At 53.1% G+C, this 19,189-nt stretch carries 20 protein-coding genes; 13 read left to right on the top strand and 7 right to left on the bottom strand.

Going from position 1 to position 19,189, the window contains the following annotated elements:
• Nucleotides 1–96: 96 nt before the first annotated feature.
• On the bottom strand, nucleotides 97–1,218 hold the full coding sequence (locus DG357_RS14325) for a branched-chain amino acid ABC transporter substrate-binding protein (protein ID WP_028013667.1): 1,122 nt from the start codon (nucleotides 1,216–1,218) through the stop codon (nucleotides 97–99).
• 415 nt (nucleotides 1,219–1,633) lie between these two features.
• Between DG357_RS14325 and DG357_RS14320 the strand changes: the two genes are divergently transcribed.
• A complete protein-coding gene (locus tag DG357_RS14320) occupies nucleotides 1,634–2,302 on the top strand; it encodes a YecA/YgfB family protein (protein ID WP_088205071.1) in 669 nt (222 codons plus the stop codon).
• A 34-nt stretch (nucleotides 2,303–2,336) separates the two neighbouring features.
• On the opposite strand, the gene tyrP is transcribed toward DG357_RS14320, so the two are convergent.
• The 3 genes from tyrP to yecR form a co-directional block, all read right to left on the bottom strand.
• Entirely contained in the window at nucleotides 2,337–3,548 is a 1,212-nt protein-coding gene (tyrP, locus tag DG357_RS14315) for a tyrosine transporter TyrP (protein WP_088205070.1), read from the bottom strand.
• 245 nt (nucleotides 3,549–3,793) lie between these two features.
• On the bottom strand, nucleotides 3,794–4,291 hold the full coding sequence (gene ftnA, locus DG357_RS14310; RefSeq protein WP_028013664.1) for a non-heme ferritin: 498 nt from the start codon (nucleotides 4,289–4,291) through the stop codon (nucleotides 3,794–3,796).
• A gap of 203 nt (nucleotides 4,292–4,494) precedes the next feature.
• On the bottom strand, nucleotides 4,495–4,833 hold the full coding sequence (yecR, locus tag DG357_RS14305) for a YecR family lipoprotein (protein ID WP_069733035.1): 339 nt from the start codon (nucleotides 4,831–4,833) through the stop codon (nucleotides 4,495–4,497).
• Nucleotides 4,834–5,087: 254 nt separating this feature from the next.
• On the opposite strand from yecR, the gene DG357_RS14300 reads away from it, so the two are divergent.
• The 3 genes from DG357_RS14300 to DG357_RS14290 all read left to right on the top strand — a co-directional run bounded on the left by DG357_RS14300 (nucleotide 5,088) and on the right by DG357_RS14290 (nucleotide 6,289).
• Nucleotides 5,088–5,726: an RpiB/LacA/LacB family sugar-phosphate isomerase gene (locus DG357_RS14300; RefSeq protein ID WP_028013662.1), complete on the top strand. Its 639-nt coding sequence runs from the start codon at nucleotides 5,088–5,090 to the stop codon at nucleotides 5,724–5,726.
• Between the two features lie 118 nt (nucleotides 5,727–5,844).
• Nucleotides 5,845–5,928, top strand: coding sequence for a stress response protein AzuC (gene azuC, locus DG357_RS14295; RefSeq protein WP_014884364.1), 84 nt, complete (start codon nucleotides 5,845–5,847; stop codon nucleotides 5,926–5,928).
• Between the two features lie 109 nt (nucleotides 5,929–6,037).
• On the top strand, nucleotides 6,038–6,289 hold the full coding sequence (locus DG357_RS14290) for a DUF2766 family protein (RefSeq protein WP_008500405.1): 252 nt from the start codon (nucleotides 6,038–6,040) through the stop codon (nucleotides 6,287–6,289).
• A gap of 40 nt (nucleotides 6,290–6,329) precedes the next feature.
• On the opposite strand, the gene DG357_RS14285 is transcribed toward DG357_RS14290, so the two are convergent.
• Both DG357_RS14285 and DG357_RS14280 read right to left on the bottom strand, forming a co-directional pair.
• Entirely contained in the window at nucleotides 6,330–7,673 is a 1,344-nt protein-coding gene (locus DG357_RS14285) for an anaerobic C4-dicarboxylate transporter (RefSeq protein WP_028013661.1), read from the bottom strand.
• A gap of 163 nt (nucleotides 7,674–7,836) precedes the next feature.
• Nucleotides 7,837–8,340: a non-heme ferritin-like protein gene (locus DG357_RS14280; RefSeq protein ID WP_028013660.1), complete on the bottom strand. Its 504-nt coding sequence runs from the start codon at nucleotides 8,338–8,340 to the stop codon at nucleotides 7,837–7,839.
• 787 nt (nucleotides 8,341–9,127) lie between these two features.
• Between DG357_RS14280 and araF the strand changes: the two genes are divergently transcribed.
• The 5 genes from araF (at nucleotide 9,128) to otsA (ending at nucleotide 15,077) form a co-directional block, all read left to right on the top strand.
• Nucleotides 9,128–10,117: an arabinose ABC transporter substrate-binding protein AraF gene (araF, locus tag DG357_RS14270; protein WP_008500409.1), complete on the top strand. Its 990-nt coding sequence runs from the start codon at nucleotides 9,128–9,130 to the stop codon at nucleotides 10,115–10,117.
• Between the two features lie 71 nt (nucleotides 10,118–10,188).
• Nucleotides 10,189–11,703: an L-arabinose ABC transporter ATP-binding protein AraG gene (gene araG / locus DG357_RS14265; protein WP_028013659.1), complete on the top strand. Its 1,515-nt coding sequence runs from the start codon at nucleotides 10,189–10,191 to the stop codon at nucleotides 11,701–11,703.
• A 14-nt stretch (nucleotides 11,704–11,717) separates the two neighbouring features.
• On the top strand, nucleotides 11,718–12,698 hold the full coding sequence (gene araH / locus DG357_RS14260) for an arabinose ABC transporter permease AraH (protein WP_088205069.1): 981 nt from the start codon (nucleotides 11,718–11,720) through the stop codon (nucleotides 12,696–12,698).
• 176 nt (nucleotides 12,699–12,874) lie between these two features.
• Nucleotides 12,875–13,678 carry a trehalose-phosphatase gene (otsB, locus tag DG357_RS14255; protein ID WP_028013657.1) on the top strand — a complete coding sequence of 268 codons (804 nt, stop codon included), beginning with the start codon at nucleotides 12,875–12,877 and terminating at the stop codon, nucleotides 13,676–13,678.
• Nucleotides 13,653–15,077: an alpha,alpha-trehalose-phosphate synthase gene (gene otsA / locus DG357_RS14250; RefSeq protein ID WP_028013656.1), complete on the top strand. Its 1,425-nt coding sequence runs from the start codon at nucleotides 13,653–13,655 to the stop codon at nucleotides 15,075–15,077. The genes otsB and otsA overlap by 26 nt, the downstream gene beginning before the upstream one ends.
• 16 nt (nucleotides 15,078–15,093) lie before the next feature.
• On the opposite strand, the gene uspC is transcribed toward otsA, so the two are convergent.
• The gene (gene uspC / locus DG357_RS14245; RefSeq protein ID WP_063437716.1) at nucleotides 15,094–15,522 is read right to left on the bottom strand and encodes a universal stress protein UspC; all 429 of its coding nucleotides are present in this window, start codon (nucleotides 15,520–15,522) and stop codon (nucleotides 15,094–15,096) included.
• Nucleotides 15,523–16,317: 795 nt separating this feature from the next.
• Between uspC and flhD the strand changes: the two genes are divergently transcribed.
• The 4 genes from flhD (at nucleotide 16,318) to motB (ending at nucleotide 19,186) form a co-directional block, all read left to right on the top strand.
• Nucleotides 16,318–16,668, top strand: a complete 351-nt coding sequence (flhD, locus tag DG357_RS14240; protein ID WP_028013654.1) for a flagellar transcriptional regulator FlhD — start codon at nucleotides 16,318–16,320, stop codon at nucleotides 16,666–16,668.
• A 2-nt stretch (nucleotides 16,669–16,670) separates the two neighbouring features.
• Nucleotides 16,671–17,249: a flagellar transcriptional regulator FlhC gene (gene flhC, locus DG357_RS14235; RefSeq protein WP_013096051.1), complete on the top strand. Its 579-nt coding sequence runs from the start codon at nucleotides 16,671–16,673 to the stop codon at nucleotides 17,247–17,249.
• A 123-nt stretch (nucleotides 17,250–17,372) separates the two neighbouring features.
• A complete protein-coding gene (motA, locus tag DG357_RS14230) occupies nucleotides 17,373–18,260 on the top strand; it encodes a flagellar motor stator protein MotA (RefSeq protein WP_008500417.1) in 888 nt (295 codons plus the stop codon).
• Nucleotides 18,257–19,186 carry a flagellar motor protein MotB gene (gene motB / locus DG357_RS14225; RefSeq protein ID WP_028013653.1) on the top strand — a complete coding sequence of 310 codons (930 nt, stop codon included), beginning with the start codon at nucleotides 18,257–18,259 and terminating at the stop codon, nucleotides 19,184–19,186. Before motA ends, motB begins: the two co-directional genes overlap by 4 nt.
• Nucleotides 19,187–19,189 lie beyond the last annotated feature (3 nt).

The raw sequence follows: 19,189 nt of genomic DNA, 5'->3' as shown, positions 1-19,189 counted from the left end.
AGCGCGCTCGTTTTATAGGCTGCGCGAGGCGCGCAGCCTGATGTTTATTACGCGCCGACGGGCAAGCCCGCCGACGTTGAGCGTGACTCCGTCCCGTTACTGCACTTCCTTATATTTTCCCTTGTCGTCCCACTGGTAAACCACGTAGTCAGACACTTTCAGGTCGCCTTTGCTGTCCCAGGCTTTTTTGCCCATCACCGTGTCGACGGAATTGGCTTTCAGCCACTCGCTGGCTTTCGCGGAATCCTTGCCGCCGGTGGCCTTGAAGGCTGCGGCAATGGCCTGTACGGAGGCATAGGAGTAGAGGGTATAACCTTCCGGCTCGAATTTACCGGCGCGGAATTTGTCGATAACCGCTTTACCGTCCGGGATCAGGCGCGGATCTTTACCAAAGGTCATGTAAATGCCGTTGGTATATTGCGGGCCGCCCGCTGCCGTCACCATCTCTTCGTTGACAATGCAGTCGCCGGAGAAGAATTTCGCCTGCACCCCCTGTTCACGCATCTGGCGAACCAGCGGGCCAGCTTCCGGGTGACAGCCGCCGAAGAACACCACGTCCGGTTTTTGCGCGCCGATCTTCGTCACCAGCGCGTTAAAGTCTTTTTCACCGCGGGATAAACCTTCATACATCACATCCTTCACCCCGCGCTTCGCCAGCGCCGCTTTGGTGGCGTCTGCCAGCCCCTGTCCATAGGTGTCTTTATCGTGAATGATGACCACGCGTTTGGCTTTCAGCTTGTCGATAATGAAGTCGCTGGCGACCTGACCCTGCTGGTCGTCGCGGCCACACATGCGGAACATGTCGCTCATGCCGCGTTCGGTGATCTGCGGGTTAGTTGAGCCGGGAGTAATCGCGATGATGCCAGCGTCGCTATACACCTCGGAGGCGGGCATGGTGGAAGAGGAGCAGAAATGGCCGACCACGGCGTTGACCTTATCCTGGTCGACTAAGCGGTTGGCGACTGCCACCGCCTGCTTAGGCTCGCAGGCGTCATCCCCCTGAACCAGTTTGATCTTCTCACCGTTAATACCGCCTGCGGCGTTAATGTCTTCGGCGGCCTGCGTTGCGCCGTGCCAGTACTGATCGCCGTAGGTGGCATTAGGGCCCGTGAACGGTCCGGCGACACCGATCACGATATCTGCCCGGGCGGAAAATGCCGTTACCAGACAACCGGCCAGCACAAGAGAAACAGGCGTTTTGATAAATTTCAGCGACATTATTATGTTCCTTAGCAAAGAGGTTTTTGCACCACGGCGTAAGCCTGAACGCCCAGGGCGCAGCCAATCCAAAAACACGAGCAAGAACAAAATGCACTAAACGAACGGCATCCTGCGTGATACGGCGAGGTTTCCATGCGCAGCGTCGCGCGAAGAACAGCAAGCAAAAACGTTGCCAGAATGGTTAACCCCTTGACGGGGTTATGACATGTTTGAGTATAGAGCGCCGCGTTATCCCGCCCTGCGCCAGGAGAAGAATTTACAGCGGAGATCACACATCGTTAACAATAAAGCCCATAAGTTGTGCAACGGTCACGATTTGCACACTTTTGCAGCAATAAAGACCTAAACTTCAGCCAGGGCAGGCGTGCGATCTGTGGTAGGATCCTTTCCTTTTTTATCAGGAGTGTCCGCGATGACGGAAGGTCCATTAAATGAAAGCGAAATGGCGTGGCTGGAAGAGACATTAATGTCTTACGGTAATGACGATGCGTCCGTGATTGACGTGTCCGAACTGGACGGCATGCTTACTGCAGTGCTTTCCGGCCCTGTTGTCGTTGAGCCAGATGCCTGGCTGGTGGCGGTGTGGGGCGGGGAGAAGTACATCCCCCGCTGGAAAAACGATCGCGAGATGAACCGTTTTATCGATCTCTGCTTTAAGCATATGAACGACATTGCCGAGCGCCTGAGTGAATACCCGGATCAGTTTGAGCCGCTGTTCGGCTATAACGACGTTGACGGTGAGAGTTACACCGTGGTCGAAGAGTGGTGCTATGGCTATATGCGTGGCGTGGCGCTGACGGACTGGTCAGCCTTGCCGGAAGCCCTGAAGGCCGAGCTCGACGTGATTGCCCTGCACGGAACGGAAGAGAACAGCGAGAAGCTGGATGAACTGTCCGAAGAGGAGTATATCGCCAGCATCGAGAGCATCCAGCCTGCGGCCCTGCGCTTATACAACTACTGGGTGGAGAACCCGCAGCAGCCGGAAGCGAAGAAGCCTGTCGTGAACGGCACGAAAGTGGGGCGTAACGATCCGTGTCCTTGCGGCAGCGGGAAGAAGTTTAAGAGCTGCTGCCTGCACTGATAAAAAAAGGGGCTGATGATAGCCCCTTTTATCTTTAACCCACTTCCGGCAGCATCCCGGCGGCAATCAACACCTGCACCAGAATAATCATTACCCCGCAGCCAAACACAACGCACAGCAGCGGTTTTCCCCCCGCGACGCGATATCCTTGCTGAGGATGCTGCTGACGGCTTTTCCACGCCAGCAGGGAAGGGAGCAGCAGGGCCAGGACAGAGAGCGCCACCCCCGCGTAGCCCAGCGCCATCACAAACCCGCGAGGGTAAAACAGCGCAAACGCCAGCGGCGGCAGGAAGGTAATGGCTCCCGTCTGTAACCGCCCGGCGGCAGTATTGCGACGCTGGAACAGGTCGGCCAGGTAATCGAACAGGCCGAGCGCTACGCCCAGGAACGAGGTCGCGAGCGCCAGGTCGGCAAACAGGTGAACCGCCAGCTCCACGTGCGGCGAGGTGACCACCTCGCGCAGAGACAACAGAAAACCGTTCAGGCCAGCGTGCTGCGCCATCAGCCCGACGAAGGTTGAAGAGTCAATGCTACCCAGCGTCACCAGCTGCCAGAAAATGTAGGCGATCAGCGGAATGGCGCTGCCGATAACAAACACACGACGCAGCTTGCGGATATCGCCGTTCATATAGCTGACGATGCTCGGCACGCTGCCGTGGAAGCCAAACGAGGTGAAAATGACCGGGATGGCGGAAAGCGCCAGCCCTTGCTCCAGCGGCAGCGTCAGCAGGTTCACCTTGTGCACGTGCGGTGCCAGCAGTGCCAGCATGACAACCAGAAACAGAATTTTGGCGCTGAAGAGAAAACGGTTAAAGAGATCGACCAGCGATGTGCCCACGCAGACCACGCCGCCGCCAATAAGCGCAAAGAAGATAGCCCCCGTTGCAGGGGTAATGTCAGAGCCAAACCAGTCGTTGACGCTGGAGGCGATTAACTCCCCGGCACCGCTGATATACGCGGCCGTGAGGGCGTACATCAGGAACATCATGCTAAAGCCGGTGATCCACTGGCCGTAGCGTCCCAGATAGCGCGCCGCCAGCGAACCCAGCCCGGTATCGGCGGGCACATGCTGGTAAACCTCAAGCAGCAGCAGTGCGGTATAGCACATTAATGCCCAGAGCGTGCCAAGCAGCAGCAGGGTCATCCCAAATCCCACTCCCGCGGCAGCCAGAGGCATTGCCAGCATTCCTGCGCCAATCGTCGTTCCGGCGACGATAAAAATACTTCCCAGGGTTCTGTTCTTCACGCTTTCCTCTACAACGACGCTTAACCGCAACAAAATCTGCGGCGCAGAGTAAGGCAAAAGCGGTAGTTCGTCAAACCACCGTTACAAGGCGTGTAATGAAAGGTTTACGTACCGCGCTACTGCCCATACTGAGTGGGGCGACGGTCAGCCGTGACGTAAATAAGGCGTACGGGGAATAAAATGCGTGTTTTAATGCAGGGGAAAGGTAAATTAACGCGGCGCCGGAACCCGGCACCGCGCTGATATTAATTCTGCGTATCGAGAGTCGACAGTTCTTTATCAATAAAGTAAAGTCCTTCGCCGGATTTACCCACCAGGGATAATTTATCCAGCACGGATTTAAACAGCTTCTCTTCTTCGTGTTGTTCCGCGACGTACCACTGCAGGAAATTAAAGGTTGGATAATCCTGGCCGATCATTGCCGCATGAACCAGTTCGTTAATTTTCTGGGTGATCAGCTGTTCGTGCTCGTAGGTGGCGCGGAACAGTTCGTCGAGAGAATTATATTCAGCAAAAGGCGATGCCACGTTCTCAATGCGCGGCAGACTGCCCGTATCGGTCAGATAATCAAACAGGCGCTGCATGTGGGTCATCTCTTCCTGGGCGTGACGACGCAGAAACGCGGCCGCACCTTCAAAGCTGTGATAGCTGCACCAGGCGCTCATCTGCTGGTAGAGAAGGGATGAATAGAGCTCAAGGTTCATTTGTGCATTGAGCTTGTCGATCATTTCAGTTTTCAGCATGGTGGCGCTCCGGATTATTATTACGGGTTCATAATGAGCGACACTATAATTTGTTATTTAATTATTTGCAAAACGTAAAATTAAATATTTGTTCGTTTAAAATACGAATGGGAATAAAACGCATTGGCGATATTTATTTTTATTAATGCGAATTATTTTTGTTCTTAGTTAAATAAAGCGCCAGCAAACGCTGGCAGCTTTGATTAATACCAGGGATTATTTGCCTTAGGGTTAACGGCATACCCCATGCACTTATACTGGATAGTAACGCTCTCGTTCAGGCACAAAGAGCCGCTTGTCAGGGTACAGGTTTTGACCGGTTGCCCGTAGGCAGAGGCGGTGGCATAGCCCATGTTCTGACAGGCTTTTACCGCGGTACCGTTATTAACATATTCATCGGACCAGGCGTTTTGCAGCACGGCCTGGCCATAGTCGAGGCGGACAATGCCGTTCGGCGCGTCGAGGCTGCTGATTTCCGCCTGGCGTTTAACGCTGCATCCCGCGAGCAGCAGGACTGTAGCGACTACGATGGCTCTTTTCATGGTTCGCTCTGAGTGGAAGGAAATACGTTATCGTACCCGCAGATGCCCGCTGCAATGCCAGGAATAGCCGGACGATCTACCCTCACTCTTTGCAACGGACGGCGTAGATCCTCCCCTTCACAAAATTGTGAGCGTGCATTTAGTTTTTAAAACTCCATTTCATTTACTTTGAAAGTCTGTTTATTTGATGCCAGAATGAACGAGAACAGGTATCCATGGCGGGGAGCGCCCGCAGCGCATTCTGGAGAGACACGATGAAAATTGCACTGATGATGGAAAACAGCCAGGCGGCTAAAAACCCAGTCATATTAAAAGAGCTGAAAACGGTAGCCGATGAAAAAGGGTTTCCGGTTTACAACGTGGGTATGAGCGACGAAAACGATCATCACCTGACCTACATCCACCTGGGCATTATGGCGAGCATTTTGCTGAATGCGAAAGCGGTGGATTTTGTGGTCACCGGCTGCGGCACCGGGCAGGGGGCGCTGATGTCGTTAAACATCCACCCTGGCGTGATATGCGGCTACTGCATCGATCCCGCAGACGCGTTTCTCTTCGCGCAAATCAATAACGGCAATGCGCTCTCTCTGCCTTTTGCCAAAGGGTTTGGCTGGGGAGCGGAGCTAAACGTTCGCTTTATCTTTGAAAAGGCGTTTACCGGCCGAAAAGGGGAGGGTTATCCTCCAGAGCGTAAAGAGCCGCAGGTGCGTAATGCCGGTATTCTGAACCAGGTAAAAGCGGCCGTGGTAAAAGATAACTATCTTGACTCGCTGCGCGCCATCGATCCTGAGCTTGTGAAGACCGCTGTTTCCGGCCCGCGTTTCCAGCAGTGCTTCTTTGAAAATTGCCAGGATAAGGCGATCGAGGATTTTGTTCGCAGTATCGTGGGTTAATGCGCACTGTGCAGTTTAAATTGTGATATGCGTCACAAAAATATTGATTTTTGTGACGATGGTCATATTATAGGCACATTGACTATAAAGTTGTATAACAAGTTAATGGAGCATCACAATGAAACTGCGCAAAATCCTGAAAAGTATGTGGGCCAATTACTGCCGCACTTTTAAAGACGTGCCGCCTGGCGCCATGTTCTGATAAAAAAAACCTGCTTCGGCGGGTTTTTTTGTGTCCTGCGGCAATGAAGGGCAGATGTCACGGGCCACGTTTTGATACTATGGCGGCCTTTGAATAAGGAGAAACCCCCATGTCACAAAACCTGAGCGCCGATCAGGAACTGGTCTCTGACGTTGTCGCCTGTCAGCTGGTTATCAAGCAAATTCTTGATGTTCTGGACGTTATTGCACCGGTTGAAGTGCGCGAGAAGATGTCCACGCAGCTGAAAAACATCGATTTTGCCAGCCATCCCGCGGCTGCCGACCCGGTGACGCTTCGCGCGATCCAGAAAGCCATCGCGCTGATTGAACTGCGCTTTACGCCGCAGGGCGAGTCTCATTAAAACGCGAACGGGCGACCGCGTGTGTCGCCCGTTGAAAACGTTAAAAGAAGGTCTGGACCAGCAGGTAGCTCGCCGCGCAGGCGCAGCTCACGCCAATTAGCCCCGGCAGAATAAAGCTGTGGTTAATGATGAATTTGCCGATGCGGGTTGTTCCCGAGCGGTCAAAGCCGATGCAGGCTAAATCACTCGGGTAGGTCGGCAGAACAAAATAGCCGTAGGACGCCGGGAAGAAGGCGATCAGCATTTTTGGATCGATGCCCAACATCAATCCCATCGGCGCCACGGCCGTCAGGGCCGCCGCCTGGCTGTTTACCAGCTTCGACACCAGGAAAAGCACGATGGCATACGTCCACGGATGGCTTTTCACCACCCCTTCCAGCGCCAGCTTTAACTCATCGAGATGCGCCTGGAAAAAGGTATCGCTCATCCACGCCACCCCGAACACCGAGAAGATCGCCACCATACCGGCCTTGAATACCGCACCGTTTGAGATGGCTGAGGCATTGACCTTGCAGGCCATCAGCATCACGGCACCGGCAATGAGCATCATCATCTGAATGACGAGGTTCATCGACAGGGCCGTCATTTTACCTTTCAGCTCGAAGGCCGGGCGCAGTTCGGGGAAAGCCCCGAGCAGGACTACCACCGCAATACCGGCAAAGAAAATCCATGTCGACCAGTAGGCCTGCTTCGGAAAACGCTGGTTCATTAACGTCTCCGTGCCGCCATAGATAAACTCGCGCTGTTTGGGATCTTTCAGTTTCTCCTGAAACTCCCCGTCATCAGCTAAATCTTTCCCCCGACGTAAACTCCACAGGGCCGCGATCGCGACGCCGAAAAGCGAAGCGGGAACCGATACGGCGAGGATTTCCAGGATCCCCCAGGCGTGCCCAATCCCATGCTGTGCGGCCAGGATGGAGACCAGCGACACAACGGCGACGGAAACCGGAGACGCGGTGATCGCCATCTGGGATGCCACCGATGCCACCGCCATTGGGCGTTCCGGGCGGATCCCTTTTTTCAGGGCGATATCCGCAATGATGGGGAACATGGTGTAGACCACGTGCCCGGTGCCGCACAGAAAGGTCAGCATCCAGGTGGTAAAAGGGGCGAGAAGCGTAATGTGCTGCGGGTGTTTGCGCAGCAGGCGTTCAGCAAACTGCATCATGACGTTGAGGCCACCCGCGGTCTGCAGGGTAGCGGCACAGCCTATCACCGCGAGAATGGTTAACATGACGTCAACCGGAGGCTTGCCGGGCTGGAGCCCAAAGACAAAACACAAAATAAAAAGGCCAATACCGCTGATTAACCCAAGCCCCATGCCGCCGAAACGTGTTCCCGTCAGCAGGCAGAGGAGAATGACAACAAACTCAATGGTGATCATGCTTTTCCCTCGTCAATGATTATGTAATTAAATAAATCATTACATTTTGTAAGGTTAATCATTGAGAGCGAGATCTGATTTGTTAAATTTCAGCAAAAGCAGAGGGTTGGGGAGATAAGAAGGAACCTGCCTCCCTGAACCAGGGCCAAGGCAGGTTAAACGCTTAGTGGTGCTGCACCGTCACAAGATCGAGCAGGTGGCGGTCGGCTTGCTCCGGGCGTAAACCGGCCTGGCGCGCATTGTGGATCTCATCCGCCAGCGTTTTCAGCAGCATACCGTCCTGCTGCTGTTCTTTATCCATATCGCGTAAAAATTTAAGAGTGATGATGTCATGCTGTGCTCTGGCTTCATCGGCCAGCTTGTTGAGCGTCGTACAGCGCTGCTCATGCTCTTCCAGCGTTTTCTGGAACAGTTCTTCCAGAGAAGAGTAATTTTCGTTGATCCCATCAAGGGCTTTAACAACCGGGTTAGCCCCCGCGGCCTTCAGGAAGTTAAAGACGCGCATCATATGGGTGACGTTGCTTTGTGCCTGTGAACGAAAGAACGTGGCAGAGCCCGTGAGACTTTTTTCAGAACACCATGCACTTAGGTGAAGGTGCAGGTTCGAGGCGTAGAACTCAAGGTTCATCTGCGCGTTAAGTTTTTGCATCATCGTTTGGGTAGCCATACTCATATCCTTATAGACTGTGGGACGTGATGTCCGCTGCTTAACCTGACAGCCAGGCAAATACGAAGAAAAACAGAATTGCAATTTTTGCAGTGACTAAAATCGATCGAAAATTCACTTCCTGTGTTCGATATAAATAAGCATACCTTTGTCTTATGATTAAGAAAACTCTTAATTATGCTGTGTTTACCATACATTACAAAGTTTAATATAGTACAAAAATACAAATATATAGCCACCAAATGAAATTTTATTAAGTTGTTGATATTAAAGGCTAAGTGTCTTTATAGGGATACTGATTTACTTTCGTGAACATTTAGCCGGAATAATGCTCTGTAAGAAAAATAAATACAGATTATTCATTTCAAATATATGATGCGTTGCTGAATTTGCGCTAAGTCAATTTTAACGGAATAACGCCTTTTCATGACGCGTTCGTTTTTTTGATGAAAAGCATGAATCCTCGTCAGGGGAGAGCCGCAGCGACATCCGCCGTAAGGCATCAGGGATTTCTTAGCTAATCTTATGGATAATTCTGCTTACCCCGCTTTCATTTGTCAGACAATTTCTGCCTTTTTTATGTCATTTTTCGCTGAATTTATGTACGCAATTACTGTAATTCTGCGGTGTGATGGGGCTCTCTTATGGATGATTAATTTCCCGCTAAAACTATCACCAGCAATAACGCTTATGACGAGGTAAGCGCTAATGCCTTGTTTTAAGTCCGATTAAATAAGAAGCACGCAAATCTTCCCTACAGAAAAGAATGCTAAAGCTGGAGTTTACCATGCACAAATTTACTAAAGCGCTGGCGGCCATCGGTCTGGCTGCCGTTATGTCACAATCCGCTATCGCTGAGAATTTAAAACTCGGTTTTTTGGTAAAACAGCCGGAAGAACCCTGGTTCCAGACCGAATGGAAATTCGCTGATAAAGCCGGAAAAGATTTAGGTTTTGAAGTGATTAAAATCGCCGTGCCGGACGGTGAAAAAACCCTGAACGCCATCGACAGCCTGGCGGCCAGCGGCGCGAAAGGCTTTGTTATCTGCACTCCGGATCCAAAACTCGGATCGGCAATTGCGGCGAAAGCCCGCGGTTACGACATGAAGGTTATTGCGGTTGACGATCAGTTCGTTAACGCCAAAGGCAAACCGATGGACAGCGTTCCGCTGGTCATGATGGCGGCGACCAAAATTGGTGAACGTCAGGGGCAGGAGCTTTATAAAGAGATGCAGAAACGCGGCTGGGATGTGAAAGAGACCGCCGTCATGGCCATCACCGCAGACGAGCTGGACACGGCGCGTCGTCGTACGACCGGATCAATGGACGCGCTGAAAGCGGCCGGCTTCCCTGAAAAACAGATCTATAAAGTGCCAACCAAATCTAACGACATCCCGGGCGCCTTTGACGCGGCGAACTCTATGCTGGTCCAGCACCCGGAAGTGAAGCACTGGCTGGTGGTCGGCATGAACGACAACACCGTGCTGGGCGGCGTGCGCGCGACGGAAGGTCAGGGCTTCAAGGCGCCTGACGTTATCGGGATCGGCATCAACGGCGTGGATGCGGTGAGCGAGCTGTCCAAAGCTCAGGCCACCGGCTTCTACGGCTCTCTGCTGCCAAGCCCGGACGTTCACGGCTACAAATCCAGCGAAATGCTCTACAACTGGGTAACCAAAGGGGCTGAACCGCCGAAATTTACCGAAGTGACTGACGTGGTGCTGATTACCCGCGACAACTTCAAAGAGGAACTGGCGAAAAAGGGACTGGGCGGTAAGTAATACGCTGTGATTGTGCCCCTTACTCGCCGTAAGGGGCCAGACGTACACACTACAGGAATCACGGAGTCGTTATGCAACAGTCTAATCCGTATCTCTCTTTTCGCGGCATCGGGAAAACGTTTCCCGGTGTTAACGCGCTGACCGATATCAGCTTCGACTGCTATGCCGGCCAGGTTCATGCCCTGATGGGGGAAAACGGAGCGGGGAAATCCACGCTGCTAAAAATCCTCAGCGGCAACTACGCGCCAACAACCGGCACGCTGGCCATTCGCGGTGAAGAGGTGGCCTTTGCCGATACCACGGCGGCGCTCAACGCCGGTGTCGCCATTATCTATCAGGAACTGCACCTCATCCCTGAGATGACCGTGGCCGAAAATATCTATTTAGGCCAGCTTCCGCACAAAAGCGGCGTGGTGAATCGTTCGCTACTTAATTATGAAGCGGGGCTGCAGCTTAAGCATCTTGGTCTGGACGTCGATCCCCAGACCCCGCTGAAATACCTCTCCATCGGCCAGTGGCAGATGGTTGAAATTGCCAAGGCGCTGGCGCGTAACGCCAGGGTTATTGCCTTTGATGAACCCACCAGTTCGCTTTCCGCGCGTGAAATCGAAAACCTGTTCCGCGTGATCCGCGAGTTGCGGCAGGAAGGCCGCACCATTTTGTACGTCTCGCACCGCATGGAGGAGATATTTGCCCTGAGCGATGCCATCACCGTATTTAAGGATGGGCGCTATGTGCGCACCTTTACCGATATGCAGCAGGTTAACCATGATCAGCTTGTTCAGGCGATGGTCGGGCGCGATCTGGGCGATATCTATCACTGGAAACCGCGCGAGTACGGCCCCGAGCGTCTGCGTCTGGACAACGTCAAAGCGCCGGGCGTGCGAACGCCGGTTTCGTTATCCGTACGCAGCGGTGAGATCGTCGGTCTGTTTGGCCTTGTTGGGGCGGGGCGCAGCGAGCTGATGAAAGGGCTGTTCGGCGGTACACGTATTACCGCAGGGCAGGTCTCCATTGACGGCGAGCAGGTGGATATCCAGAAACCCGCCCACGCAATCAGGGCCGGGATGATGCTCTGCCCGGAAGACCGCAAGGCGGAGGGGATCATTCCGGTGCATTCGGTGCGCGACAACATCAACATTTCCGCCCGGCGTAAATTTATCCGCGCGGGTTGCCTGATTAACGACGGCTGGGAGTCGAGCAACGCCGACCATCATATTCGCTCGCTGAATATCAAAACGCCGGGACCGGAACAGCTGATTATGAATCTGTCAGGAGGAAACCAGCAGAAGGCCATTTTAGGCCGCTGGCTGTCGGAGGACATGAAGGTCATTCTGCTGGACGAGCCGACGCGCGGTATCGACGTGGGCGCAAAACACGAGATTTACAACGTGATATATGAACTGGCAAAACGCGGCGTGGCGGTGCTGTTCGCCTCCAGCGATCTGCCTGAGGTGCTTGGCGTTGCTGACCGCATTGTAGTGATGCGCGAAGGCGAAATCGCCGGTGAATTACTTCATGAACAGGCGAATGAACAACAGGCGTTGAACCTCGCCATGCCTAAAGTCAGCCAGGCTGTCGCCTGAGTAAGGAGTTAATGATGTCCTCTGTTACTACATCCGGAGCGCCGAAGTCGGCTTTTAGTTTTGGACGCATCTGGGATCAGTACGGCATGCTGGTGGTCTTTGCCGCACTCTTCATCGCCTGTGCAATCTTCGTCCCTAATTTTGCCACCTTCATTAATATGAAAGGGCTGGGACTGGCGATTTCCATGTCCGGCATGGTGGCCTGCGGCATGCTCTTCTGTCTGGCCTCCGGTGATTTCGACCTGTCGGTGGCCTCGGTTATCGCCTGCGCGGGCGTCACCACGGCGGTGGTGATCAACATGACGGAAAGCCTGTGGATTGGCGTTTTTGCCGGTCTGTTGCTCGGCATGATCAGCGGTCTGGTGAACGGTTTTGTTATCGCACGCCTGAAGATTAATGCCCTGATTACCACGCTTGCAACGATGCAGATAGTCCGCGGTCTGGCCTATATCATCTCCGACGGTAAAGCGGTAGGGATTGAAGACGAGCGCTTCTTTACGCTGGGCTACGCCAACTGGCTGGGCCTGCCTGCGCCTATCTGGCTCACCGTGGCCTGCCTGATCCTGTTCGGCTTCCTGCTGAACCGCACCACCTTTGGCCGTAATACGCTGGCGATCGGCGGCAATGAAGAAGCGGCTCGTCTGGCAGGGGTGCCGGTTGTACGCACCAAGATTATTATCTTCGTGCTCTCCGGGCTGGTCTCCGCCGCGGCGGGGATTATTCTGGCGTCGCGTATGACCAGCGGCCAGCCAATGACTTCTATCGGTTATGAGCTGATCGTCATCTCGGCGTGCGTTTTAGGGGGCGTTTCCCTCAAGGGAGGCATCGGAAAAATCTCATATGTGGTGGCCGGTATCCTGATTTTGGGCACGGTGGAAAATGCCATGAACCTGTTGAATATTTCGCCGTTCTCTCAGTACGTCGTGCGCGGCCTGATCCTGCTGGCAGCCGTGATTTTCGACCGTTACAAGCAAAAAGCGAAGCGTACCGTGTAACCCCAGCGCTGACTTTTTATTGCTCAACTAATAACCATAGTTGACCCCTGAACCGCCTCGCCAGTTTTGCTGGCGGGGCGGTTGTCAAATGGCGAGGCCCATCACACTGTCTATACTTACATGGCTATGAAAGAGGTAAAGGCGTTTACCTCTCGTAAACCGTAAGGAGGATTAGGGTGGCTGACTTGTTAACCGCACCGCCTGTACTGCCCGGAAAATATGCTTTCTTTTTTGACCTCGACGGGACGCTCGCCGGGATCCAGCCGCATCCTGACGACGTGGTCGTACCGGATACGGTGCTAGAGAATTTGCAGCAGCTCTCTCGACTGAACGAGGGCGCATTGGCATTGATTTCAGGGCGCTCAATGGCCGAGCTGGATGTGCTCGCCAGTCCTTACCACTTTCCGCTGGCCGGTGTACACGGAGCGGAGCGCCGCGATATCCATGATCAACTGCATGTTGTATCACTCCCCGATACCTTAATTCAGGCGTTACATACTGAACTCTCCTCGGCGCTGGCGTCGCTCCCGGGCACGGAACTGGAAGCGAAAGGCATGGCGTTCGCCTTGCATTATCGGCAGGCTCCGCATCACGAAGCGGCGATTTTTGCGATTGCCCGCAGCGTGGCCGATGCACATCCGCAGCTCGCGCTGCAGCCGGGGAAGTGCGTCGTTGAGATAAAACCTGAGGGCATCAATAAGGGGGCCGCTATTGCGGCGTTTATGGCGGAACCGCCATTTAAGGGACGTACACCGGTATTTTTTGGCGATGACCTGACCGATGAGGCCGGTTTTCGCGTGGTGAAACAGGCCGGAGGGATCGCCGTCAAGGTAGGGCCTGGTGACACTGTCGCTGAATGGCGTCTGGCGAATGTCGAGGCCGTCTGGCAGTGGATTTCTGATATCGCTAACCAGCAACAACAACAAATAGCGCAAAACAAAGGGGGAAACCATTATGGGTCGCTTAGTCGTCGTCTCTAACCGAATTGCACCGCCTGATGATAAAAAAGCCAGTGCAGGTGGCCTGGCGGTAGGGGTATTAGGTGCCTTAAAAGCTGCTGGCGGGCTGTGGTTTGGCTGGAGCGGTGAAATCAATGAACAAGAGAAACCGCTTAAAAAGGTGACGCGCGGGAACATTACGTGGGCATCATTTGCGCTCAAAGAGAAAGACTATGACGAGTATTACTCGCAGTTCTCCAACGCGGTCCTGTGGCCTGCGTTTCACTATCGTCTTGACCTGGTGAAATTCCAGCGTGAATCCTTCGAGGGCTACTCGCGGGTGAACGCGCTGCTGGCGGATAAACTGCTGCCTTTAATAGAGGAAGACGATATTTTATGGATCCACGATTATCATCTGCTCCCCTTCGCCAGAGAGCTGCGTAAAAGGGGAGTCAATAACCGAATTGGCTTCTTCCTGCACATTCCGTTCCCGACGCCGGAAATTTTCACCGCGCTGCCGCCGCATGAAGAACTCCTGGAGGCGCTGTGTGATTATGACCTGCTGGGCTTCCAGACCGAAAATGACCGTCTCGCGTTCCTGGACTCCGTGTCAGGCAAAACGCGCCTGGTAACCAACGGCGGCAAAACCCATACGGCGTGGGGAAAAACCTTCCACACCGAGGTCTATCCGATTGGTATTGAACCCGACGAAATTGCGGAACAGGCCTCGGGCCCGCTGCCGCCGAAGCTGGCCCAGCTTAAGAATGAACTCAAGCACGTGAAGAATATCTTCTCGGTAGAGCGTCTGGATTATTCCAAAGGGTTGCCGGAACGCTTCCTGGCGTATGAAACGCTGCTGGATAAATATCCTCAGCACCACGGTAAAATCCGCTATACCCAGATCGCGCCAACGTCGCGCGGGGAAGTGCAGGCCTATCAGGATATTCGTCATCAGCTGGAGACCGAAGCAGGGCGCATCAACGGGCGCTACGGCCAACTGGGCTGGACGCCGCTCTTTTATCTGAATCAGCATTTTGACCGTAAGATCCTGATGAAGGTCTTCCGCTACGCCGACGTTGGCCTGGTTACGCCGCTGCGTGACGGGATGAACCTGGTGGCAAAAGAGTACGTGGCGGCTCAGGACCCGGCGGATCCGGGCGTGCTGGTGCTTTCCCAGTTTGCAGGGGCAGCGAACGAACTGACCTCAGCGCTGCTCGTTAACCCTTACGATCGGGATGATGTGGCAAATGCCCTCAACCGCGCGCTGACCATGCCGCTGACGGAGCGAATTTCCCGCCATGCCGAAATGATGGAGACGATCCGGAATAACGATATAAATCACTGGCAGGCGCGTTTTATTCAGGATCTACGCGAAATAGCCCCGCAAAGTCACGAAGGCGATCTGCAAAAAAAGATCGCGACCTTCCCTAAACTCGCCTGATATTCCTCTGGGGGGGTTAAGCCCCCCCAAGCGGGACTAACAGCACGTCAACCTGGCTTGAGGCGATAATAGATTTTGCCGCGCAGGTAGCCCTTGATATAAAGCTGTGGTTATGGTTCCCGCAAATCACTAAATCAATATTCTGCTTGCGGCACATATTAAGAATATGGGCATTCAGTTCCCCCGTCGCAATAACGGTTTCATCAATGGGGTACTCTGCTTTTTCGACAAGCTCTCGCAGAAACTGCTGCGTTTCCTCCTGCAAAACCTCACGAATATCTTCCAGCATCGGGGCCGCCAGTTGATTGTACATCTCGGGCTCGGCCGCGAGGGTAATGAGGCTGATGCGCGCATTATGCGGCCGGGCGATGGAAACGGCCCGGGCGACAAGCTGGTGGCTTTCGGGGGAAACGGCAACAGAAACAAGAAGATGGGAGTAACTCATGGCGCACTCCTTAGATGTCTAACAGACAGCGTTTCATCACCATTACCGCGAATTTCCTGGTTTCGCAAGACTTGAATACGACATTAGTGTGAAGCTTATCATAATTATTCATTAATTATTCTTATAAGAAGAATAACTGATAAATGCGCCTAAATGAAAAAAATTAACAACTTAACGTAAGTCACACAAATCCTCGCTTTCACTATTAAATCGTTCTAACAAGTTATAAACGCATTTCGAATGATCACGCAATGAAACAATTTTTTTGCCAGAAATGCATAACTCTATGTTTTATCGAAGTAATCAAAATGTGTCCCTGACGCATACGCGATGTAAACGATTGCTGATTCTGCACGCACGGGTAAAAGCACATTGCGTGCCACTTATTCTCAAGCTTATGCATGAGTATTCGTCGATTAAGAATACAAAACAGTGCCGATTGCTTAAAAAATAAGCAAATTAGAAGTCATACTGATGGATTTATGGGTAACATTCACTTAAATTGTGTGACGTGGATCACATTTTTTTTAAATTTGAGGGTGGCTGCATTGTATGTGTCAAATCTGGCGAGTAGAGTTTGCGTCGAATTAGGAAAAATCTTAGTTATTTGTAAGAAATGATAAAACCTGTAAGAGATGTAACCGCGTTGCATCCCTTGCGCGTTTGGATGAATACAAACCTAGATTCAACTATGCATTTAGCCTTTTCTTTTTTATACCGGGTGATTTCCCGGCGACATCACGGGGTGCGGTCTTTCCGCATAAAAATAATAGTTGGTTATTCGGGATGGGAACAATGCATACATCCGAGTTGCTAAAACATATCTATGACATCAATTTGTCATATTTACTGCTCGCGCAGCGTTTAATTAGTCAGGACAAAGCGTCCGCGATGTTTCGTCTGGGTATTAACGAAGAAATGGCAACCATGCTGGGTGGATTAACCCTCCCGCAGATGGTAAAACTGGCGGAAACGAATCAACTGGTGTGCCAGTTCCGTTTTGATAATCCGCAGACGATAACGCGTCTGACGCAGGAATCCCGCGTGGACGATCTGCAACAGATCCATACCGGTATCCTGCTCTCCACTCGCTTGCTTAGCGACATCAGTCAGCCTGATGACGCAGCCCGTAAGAAAAGGGCCTAGCAATGAGCGAAAAAAGCATTGTTCAGGAAGCGCGTGACATACAGCTGGCCATGGAGCTGATTACGCTGGGTGCTCGTTTACAAATGCTGGAAAGCGAGACTCAGCTGAGCCGTGGTCGCCTCATCAAACTGTATAAAGAGTTACGCGGTAGTCCCCCGCCGAAAGGCATGCTGCCGTTTTCTACGGACTGGTTTATGACCTGGGAGCAGAACATCCACGCTTCCATGTTCTGTAATGCCTGGCAGTATCTTCTCAAAACCGGTTTGTGTAGCGGCGTAGACGCCGTGATCAAAGCGTACAAACTTTACCTTGAACAATGCCCACAGCAGGAAGAAGGCCCTCTGCTGGCGCTGACCCGCGCATGGACGCTGGTGCGTTTTGTTGAGAGCGGAATGCTTGAACTGTCGCGCTGCAATTGCTGCGACGGCAATTTTATTACCCATGCTCATCAGCCTGCAGGCAGCTTCGCCTGTAGTTTATGTCAGCCGCCGTCCCGCGCAGTAAAAAGACGTAAACTTTCCCGGGATGCTGCCGATATTATTCCACAACTGCTGGATGAACAGATCGAACAAGCTGTTTAACCCGAACGTGTGGGCAAGATTCCAGCAGCGGTAAGTCATTACCGCTGCTTTTTTTTACCCCGCAAACGGTAAACGCTGCGAGCTGGACGTCCTTGCCATAGTCACTAGCGGAAGGATGATGTCGTGCTTATCTTATTAGGTTACCTGGTAGTTCTCGGTACAGTTTTCGGCGGTTACATGATGACCGGCGGGCACCTTGGAGCACTCTATCAACCGGCTGAACTTATTATCATCGGCGGCGCAGGGGTAGGGGCTTTTATCGTTGGCAACAACGGTAAATCGATCAAGGGCACGTTGAAAGCAATTCCATTGCTGTTCCGTCGCTCAAAATACACCAAAAGCATGTATATGGATCTGCTGGCGCTGCTCTATCGCCTGATGGCGAAGTCGCGTCAGCAGGGGATGTTCTCGCTTGAACGGGATATCGAAAACCCGAAAGAGAGCGAAATTTTTGCCAGCTATCCGCGCATTCTGGCGGACGCCATGATGCTGGATTTCATCGTCGATTACCTGCGTCTCATCATCAGCGGCAATATGAATACCTTCGAAATTGAAGCGCTGATGGACGAAGAGATCGAAACCCACGAAAGCGAATCTGAAGTGCCGGCCAACAGCCTGGCGCTGGTGGGCGACTCCCTTCCGGCGTTTGGTATCGTGGCGGCGGTCATGGGGGTGGTACACGCCCTGGCCTCGGCGGACCGTCCGGCGGCTGAACTGGGCGCGCTGATTGCCCATGCGATGGTGGGCACCTTCCTCGGTATTTTGCTGGCTTATGGTTTTATCTCTCCGCTGGCAAGCGTGCTGCGCCAGAAAAGCGCGGAAACCACCAAAATGATGCAGTGCGTGAAGATCACGCTGCTCTCTAACCTCAACGGTTACGCGCCACCGATCGCGGTTGAATTTGGCCGTAAAACGCTTTACTCCAGCGAGCGTCCGTCGTTTATCGAGCTTGAAGAACACGTGCGCGCGGTGAAAAACCCAAACCAACAGACGACAACTGAGGACGCATGAAAAACCAGTCCCATCCGATCGTCATCGTTAAAAAACGCAAGCACAAGGGCGGCGGGCACGGTTCCCACGGCTCCTGGAAAATCGCGTACGCCGACTTTATGACCGCAATGATGGCGTTCTTTCTGGTGATGTGGCTGATCTCCATCTCCAGCCCGAAGGAGCTTATCCAGATTGCCGAATATTTCCGTACCCCGCTGGCGACGGCGGTGACCGGTGGGCCGCGTATCTCTAACAGCGAAAGCCCGATCCCTGGCGGCGGCGATGATTACACCCAGCAGAAGGGTGAGGTGAAAAAAGAGCCGAACATCGACGAGCTGAAACGCAAGATGGAGCAGGCGCGTCTGAAAAAACTGCGTGGCGATCTCGACCAGCTGATTGAAGCAGATCCTAAACTACGCGCGCTGCGGCCGCACCTGAAAATCGATCTGGTCCAGGAAGGGCTGCGTATTCAGATTATCGACAGCCAGAACCGCCCGATGTTTAAAACCGGGAGTGCGGAAGTTGAGCCGTACATGCGCGATATTTTACGCGCCATTGCGCCGGTGCTGAACGGCATTCCTAACCGAATCAGCCTGTCGGGCCACACGGATGACTTCCCGTACGCCAGTGGGGAGAAGGGATACAGCAACTGGGAGCTTTCTGCCGATCGTGCCAACGCCTCGCGTCGCGAGCTGGTGGCAGGTGGGCTTGATGATGGCAAGGTACTGCGCGTAGTCGGCATGGCAGCAACCATGCGGGTCTCCGACCGCGGGCCGGATGACGCCATCAACCGTCGTATCAGTCTTTTAGTGCTGAACCAGCAGGCGGAGCAGGCCATCCTGCACGAAAACGCCGAAAGTCAGAATGAGTCACTGGACGATTTAAAACAGCCTGGGGCCGTCCCTGCGGCTGCCGTTCCAACATCGCCACCAGCCAATCCGAGGTGATAG

The sequence above is a fragment of the Enterobacter bugandensis genome (assembly GCF_900324475.1).
Taxonomy (GTDB): Bacteria; Pseudomonadota; Gammaproteobacteria; order Enterobacterales; family Enterobacteriaceae; genus Enterobacter; species Enterobacter bugandensis.
Note: the sequence above shows the minus strand (reverse complement) of the source record. Positions and strands in the feature narration are given on the sequence as shown.

Excerpts from the sequence above, each read along its gene's own strand:
- flhC (WP_013096051.1), top strand. The coding sequence starts at position 16,671 with ATGAGCGAAAAAAGCATTGTTCAGGAAGCGCGTGACATACAGCTGGCC.
- DG357_RS14320 (WP_088205071.1), top strand. The coding sequence starts at position 1,634 with ATGACGGAAGGTCCATTAAATGAAAGCGAAATGGCGTGGCTGGAAGAG.
- DG357_RS14300 (WP_028013662.1), top strand. The coding sequence starts at position 5,088 with ATGAAAATTGCACTGATGATGGAAAACAGCCAGGCGGCTAAAAACCCA.
- DG357_RS14280 (WP_028013660.1), bottom strand. The coding sequence starts at position 8,340 with ATGGCTACCCAAACGATGATGCAAAAACTTAACGCGCAGATGAACCTT.
- otsA (WP_028013656.1), top strand. The coding sequence starts at position 13,653 with ATGGGTCGCTTAGTCGTCGTCTCTAACCGAATTGCACCGCCTGATGAT.
- uspC (WP_063437716.1), bottom strand. The coding sequence starts at position 15,522 with ATGAGTTACTCCCATCTTCTTGTTTCTGTTGCCGTTTCCCCCGAAAGC.
- yecR (WP_069733035.1), bottom strand. The coding sequence starts at position 4,833 with ATGAAAAGAGCCATCGTAGTCGCTACAGTCCTGCTGCTCGCGGGATGC.
- araF (WP_008500409.1), top strand. The coding sequence starts at position 9,128 with ATGCACAAATTTACTAAAGCGCTGGCGGCCATCGGTCTGGCTGCCGTT.
- DG357_RS14325 (WP_028013667.1), bottom strand. The coding sequence starts at position 1,218 with ATGTCGCTGAAATTTATCAAAACGCCTGTTTCTCTTGTGCTGGCCGGT.
- ftnA (WP_028013664.1), bottom strand. The coding sequence starts at position 4,291 with ATGCTGAAAACTGAAATGATCGACAAGCTCAATGCACAAATGAACCTT.
- azuC (WP_014884364.1), top strand. The coding sequence starts at position 5,845 with ATGAAACTGCGCAAAATCCTGAAAAGTATGTGGGCCAATTACTGCCGC.
- DG357_RS14285 (WP_028013661.1), bottom strand. The coding sequence starts at position 7,673 with ATGATCACCATTGAGTTTGTTGTCATTCTCCTCTGCCTGCTGACGGGA.
- araG (WP_028013659.1), top strand. The coding sequence starts at position 10,189 with ATGCAACAGTCTAATCCGTATCTCTCTTTTCGCGGCATCGGGAAAACG.
- araH (WP_088205069.1), top strand. The coding sequence starts at position 11,718 with ATGTCCTCTGTTACTACATCCGGAGCGCCGAAGTCGGCTTTTAGTTTT.
- flhD (WP_028013654.1), top strand. The coding sequence starts at position 16,318 with ATGCATACATCCGAGTTGCTAAAACATATCTATGACATCAATTTGTCA.
- motB (WP_028013653.1), top strand. The coding sequence starts at position 18,257 with ATGAAAAACCAGTCCCATCCGATCGTCATCGTTAAAAAACGCAAGCAC.
- DG357_RS14290 (WP_008500405.1), top strand. The coding sequence starts at position 6,038 with ATGTCACAAAACCTGAGCGCCGATCAGGAACTGGTCTCTGACGTTGTC.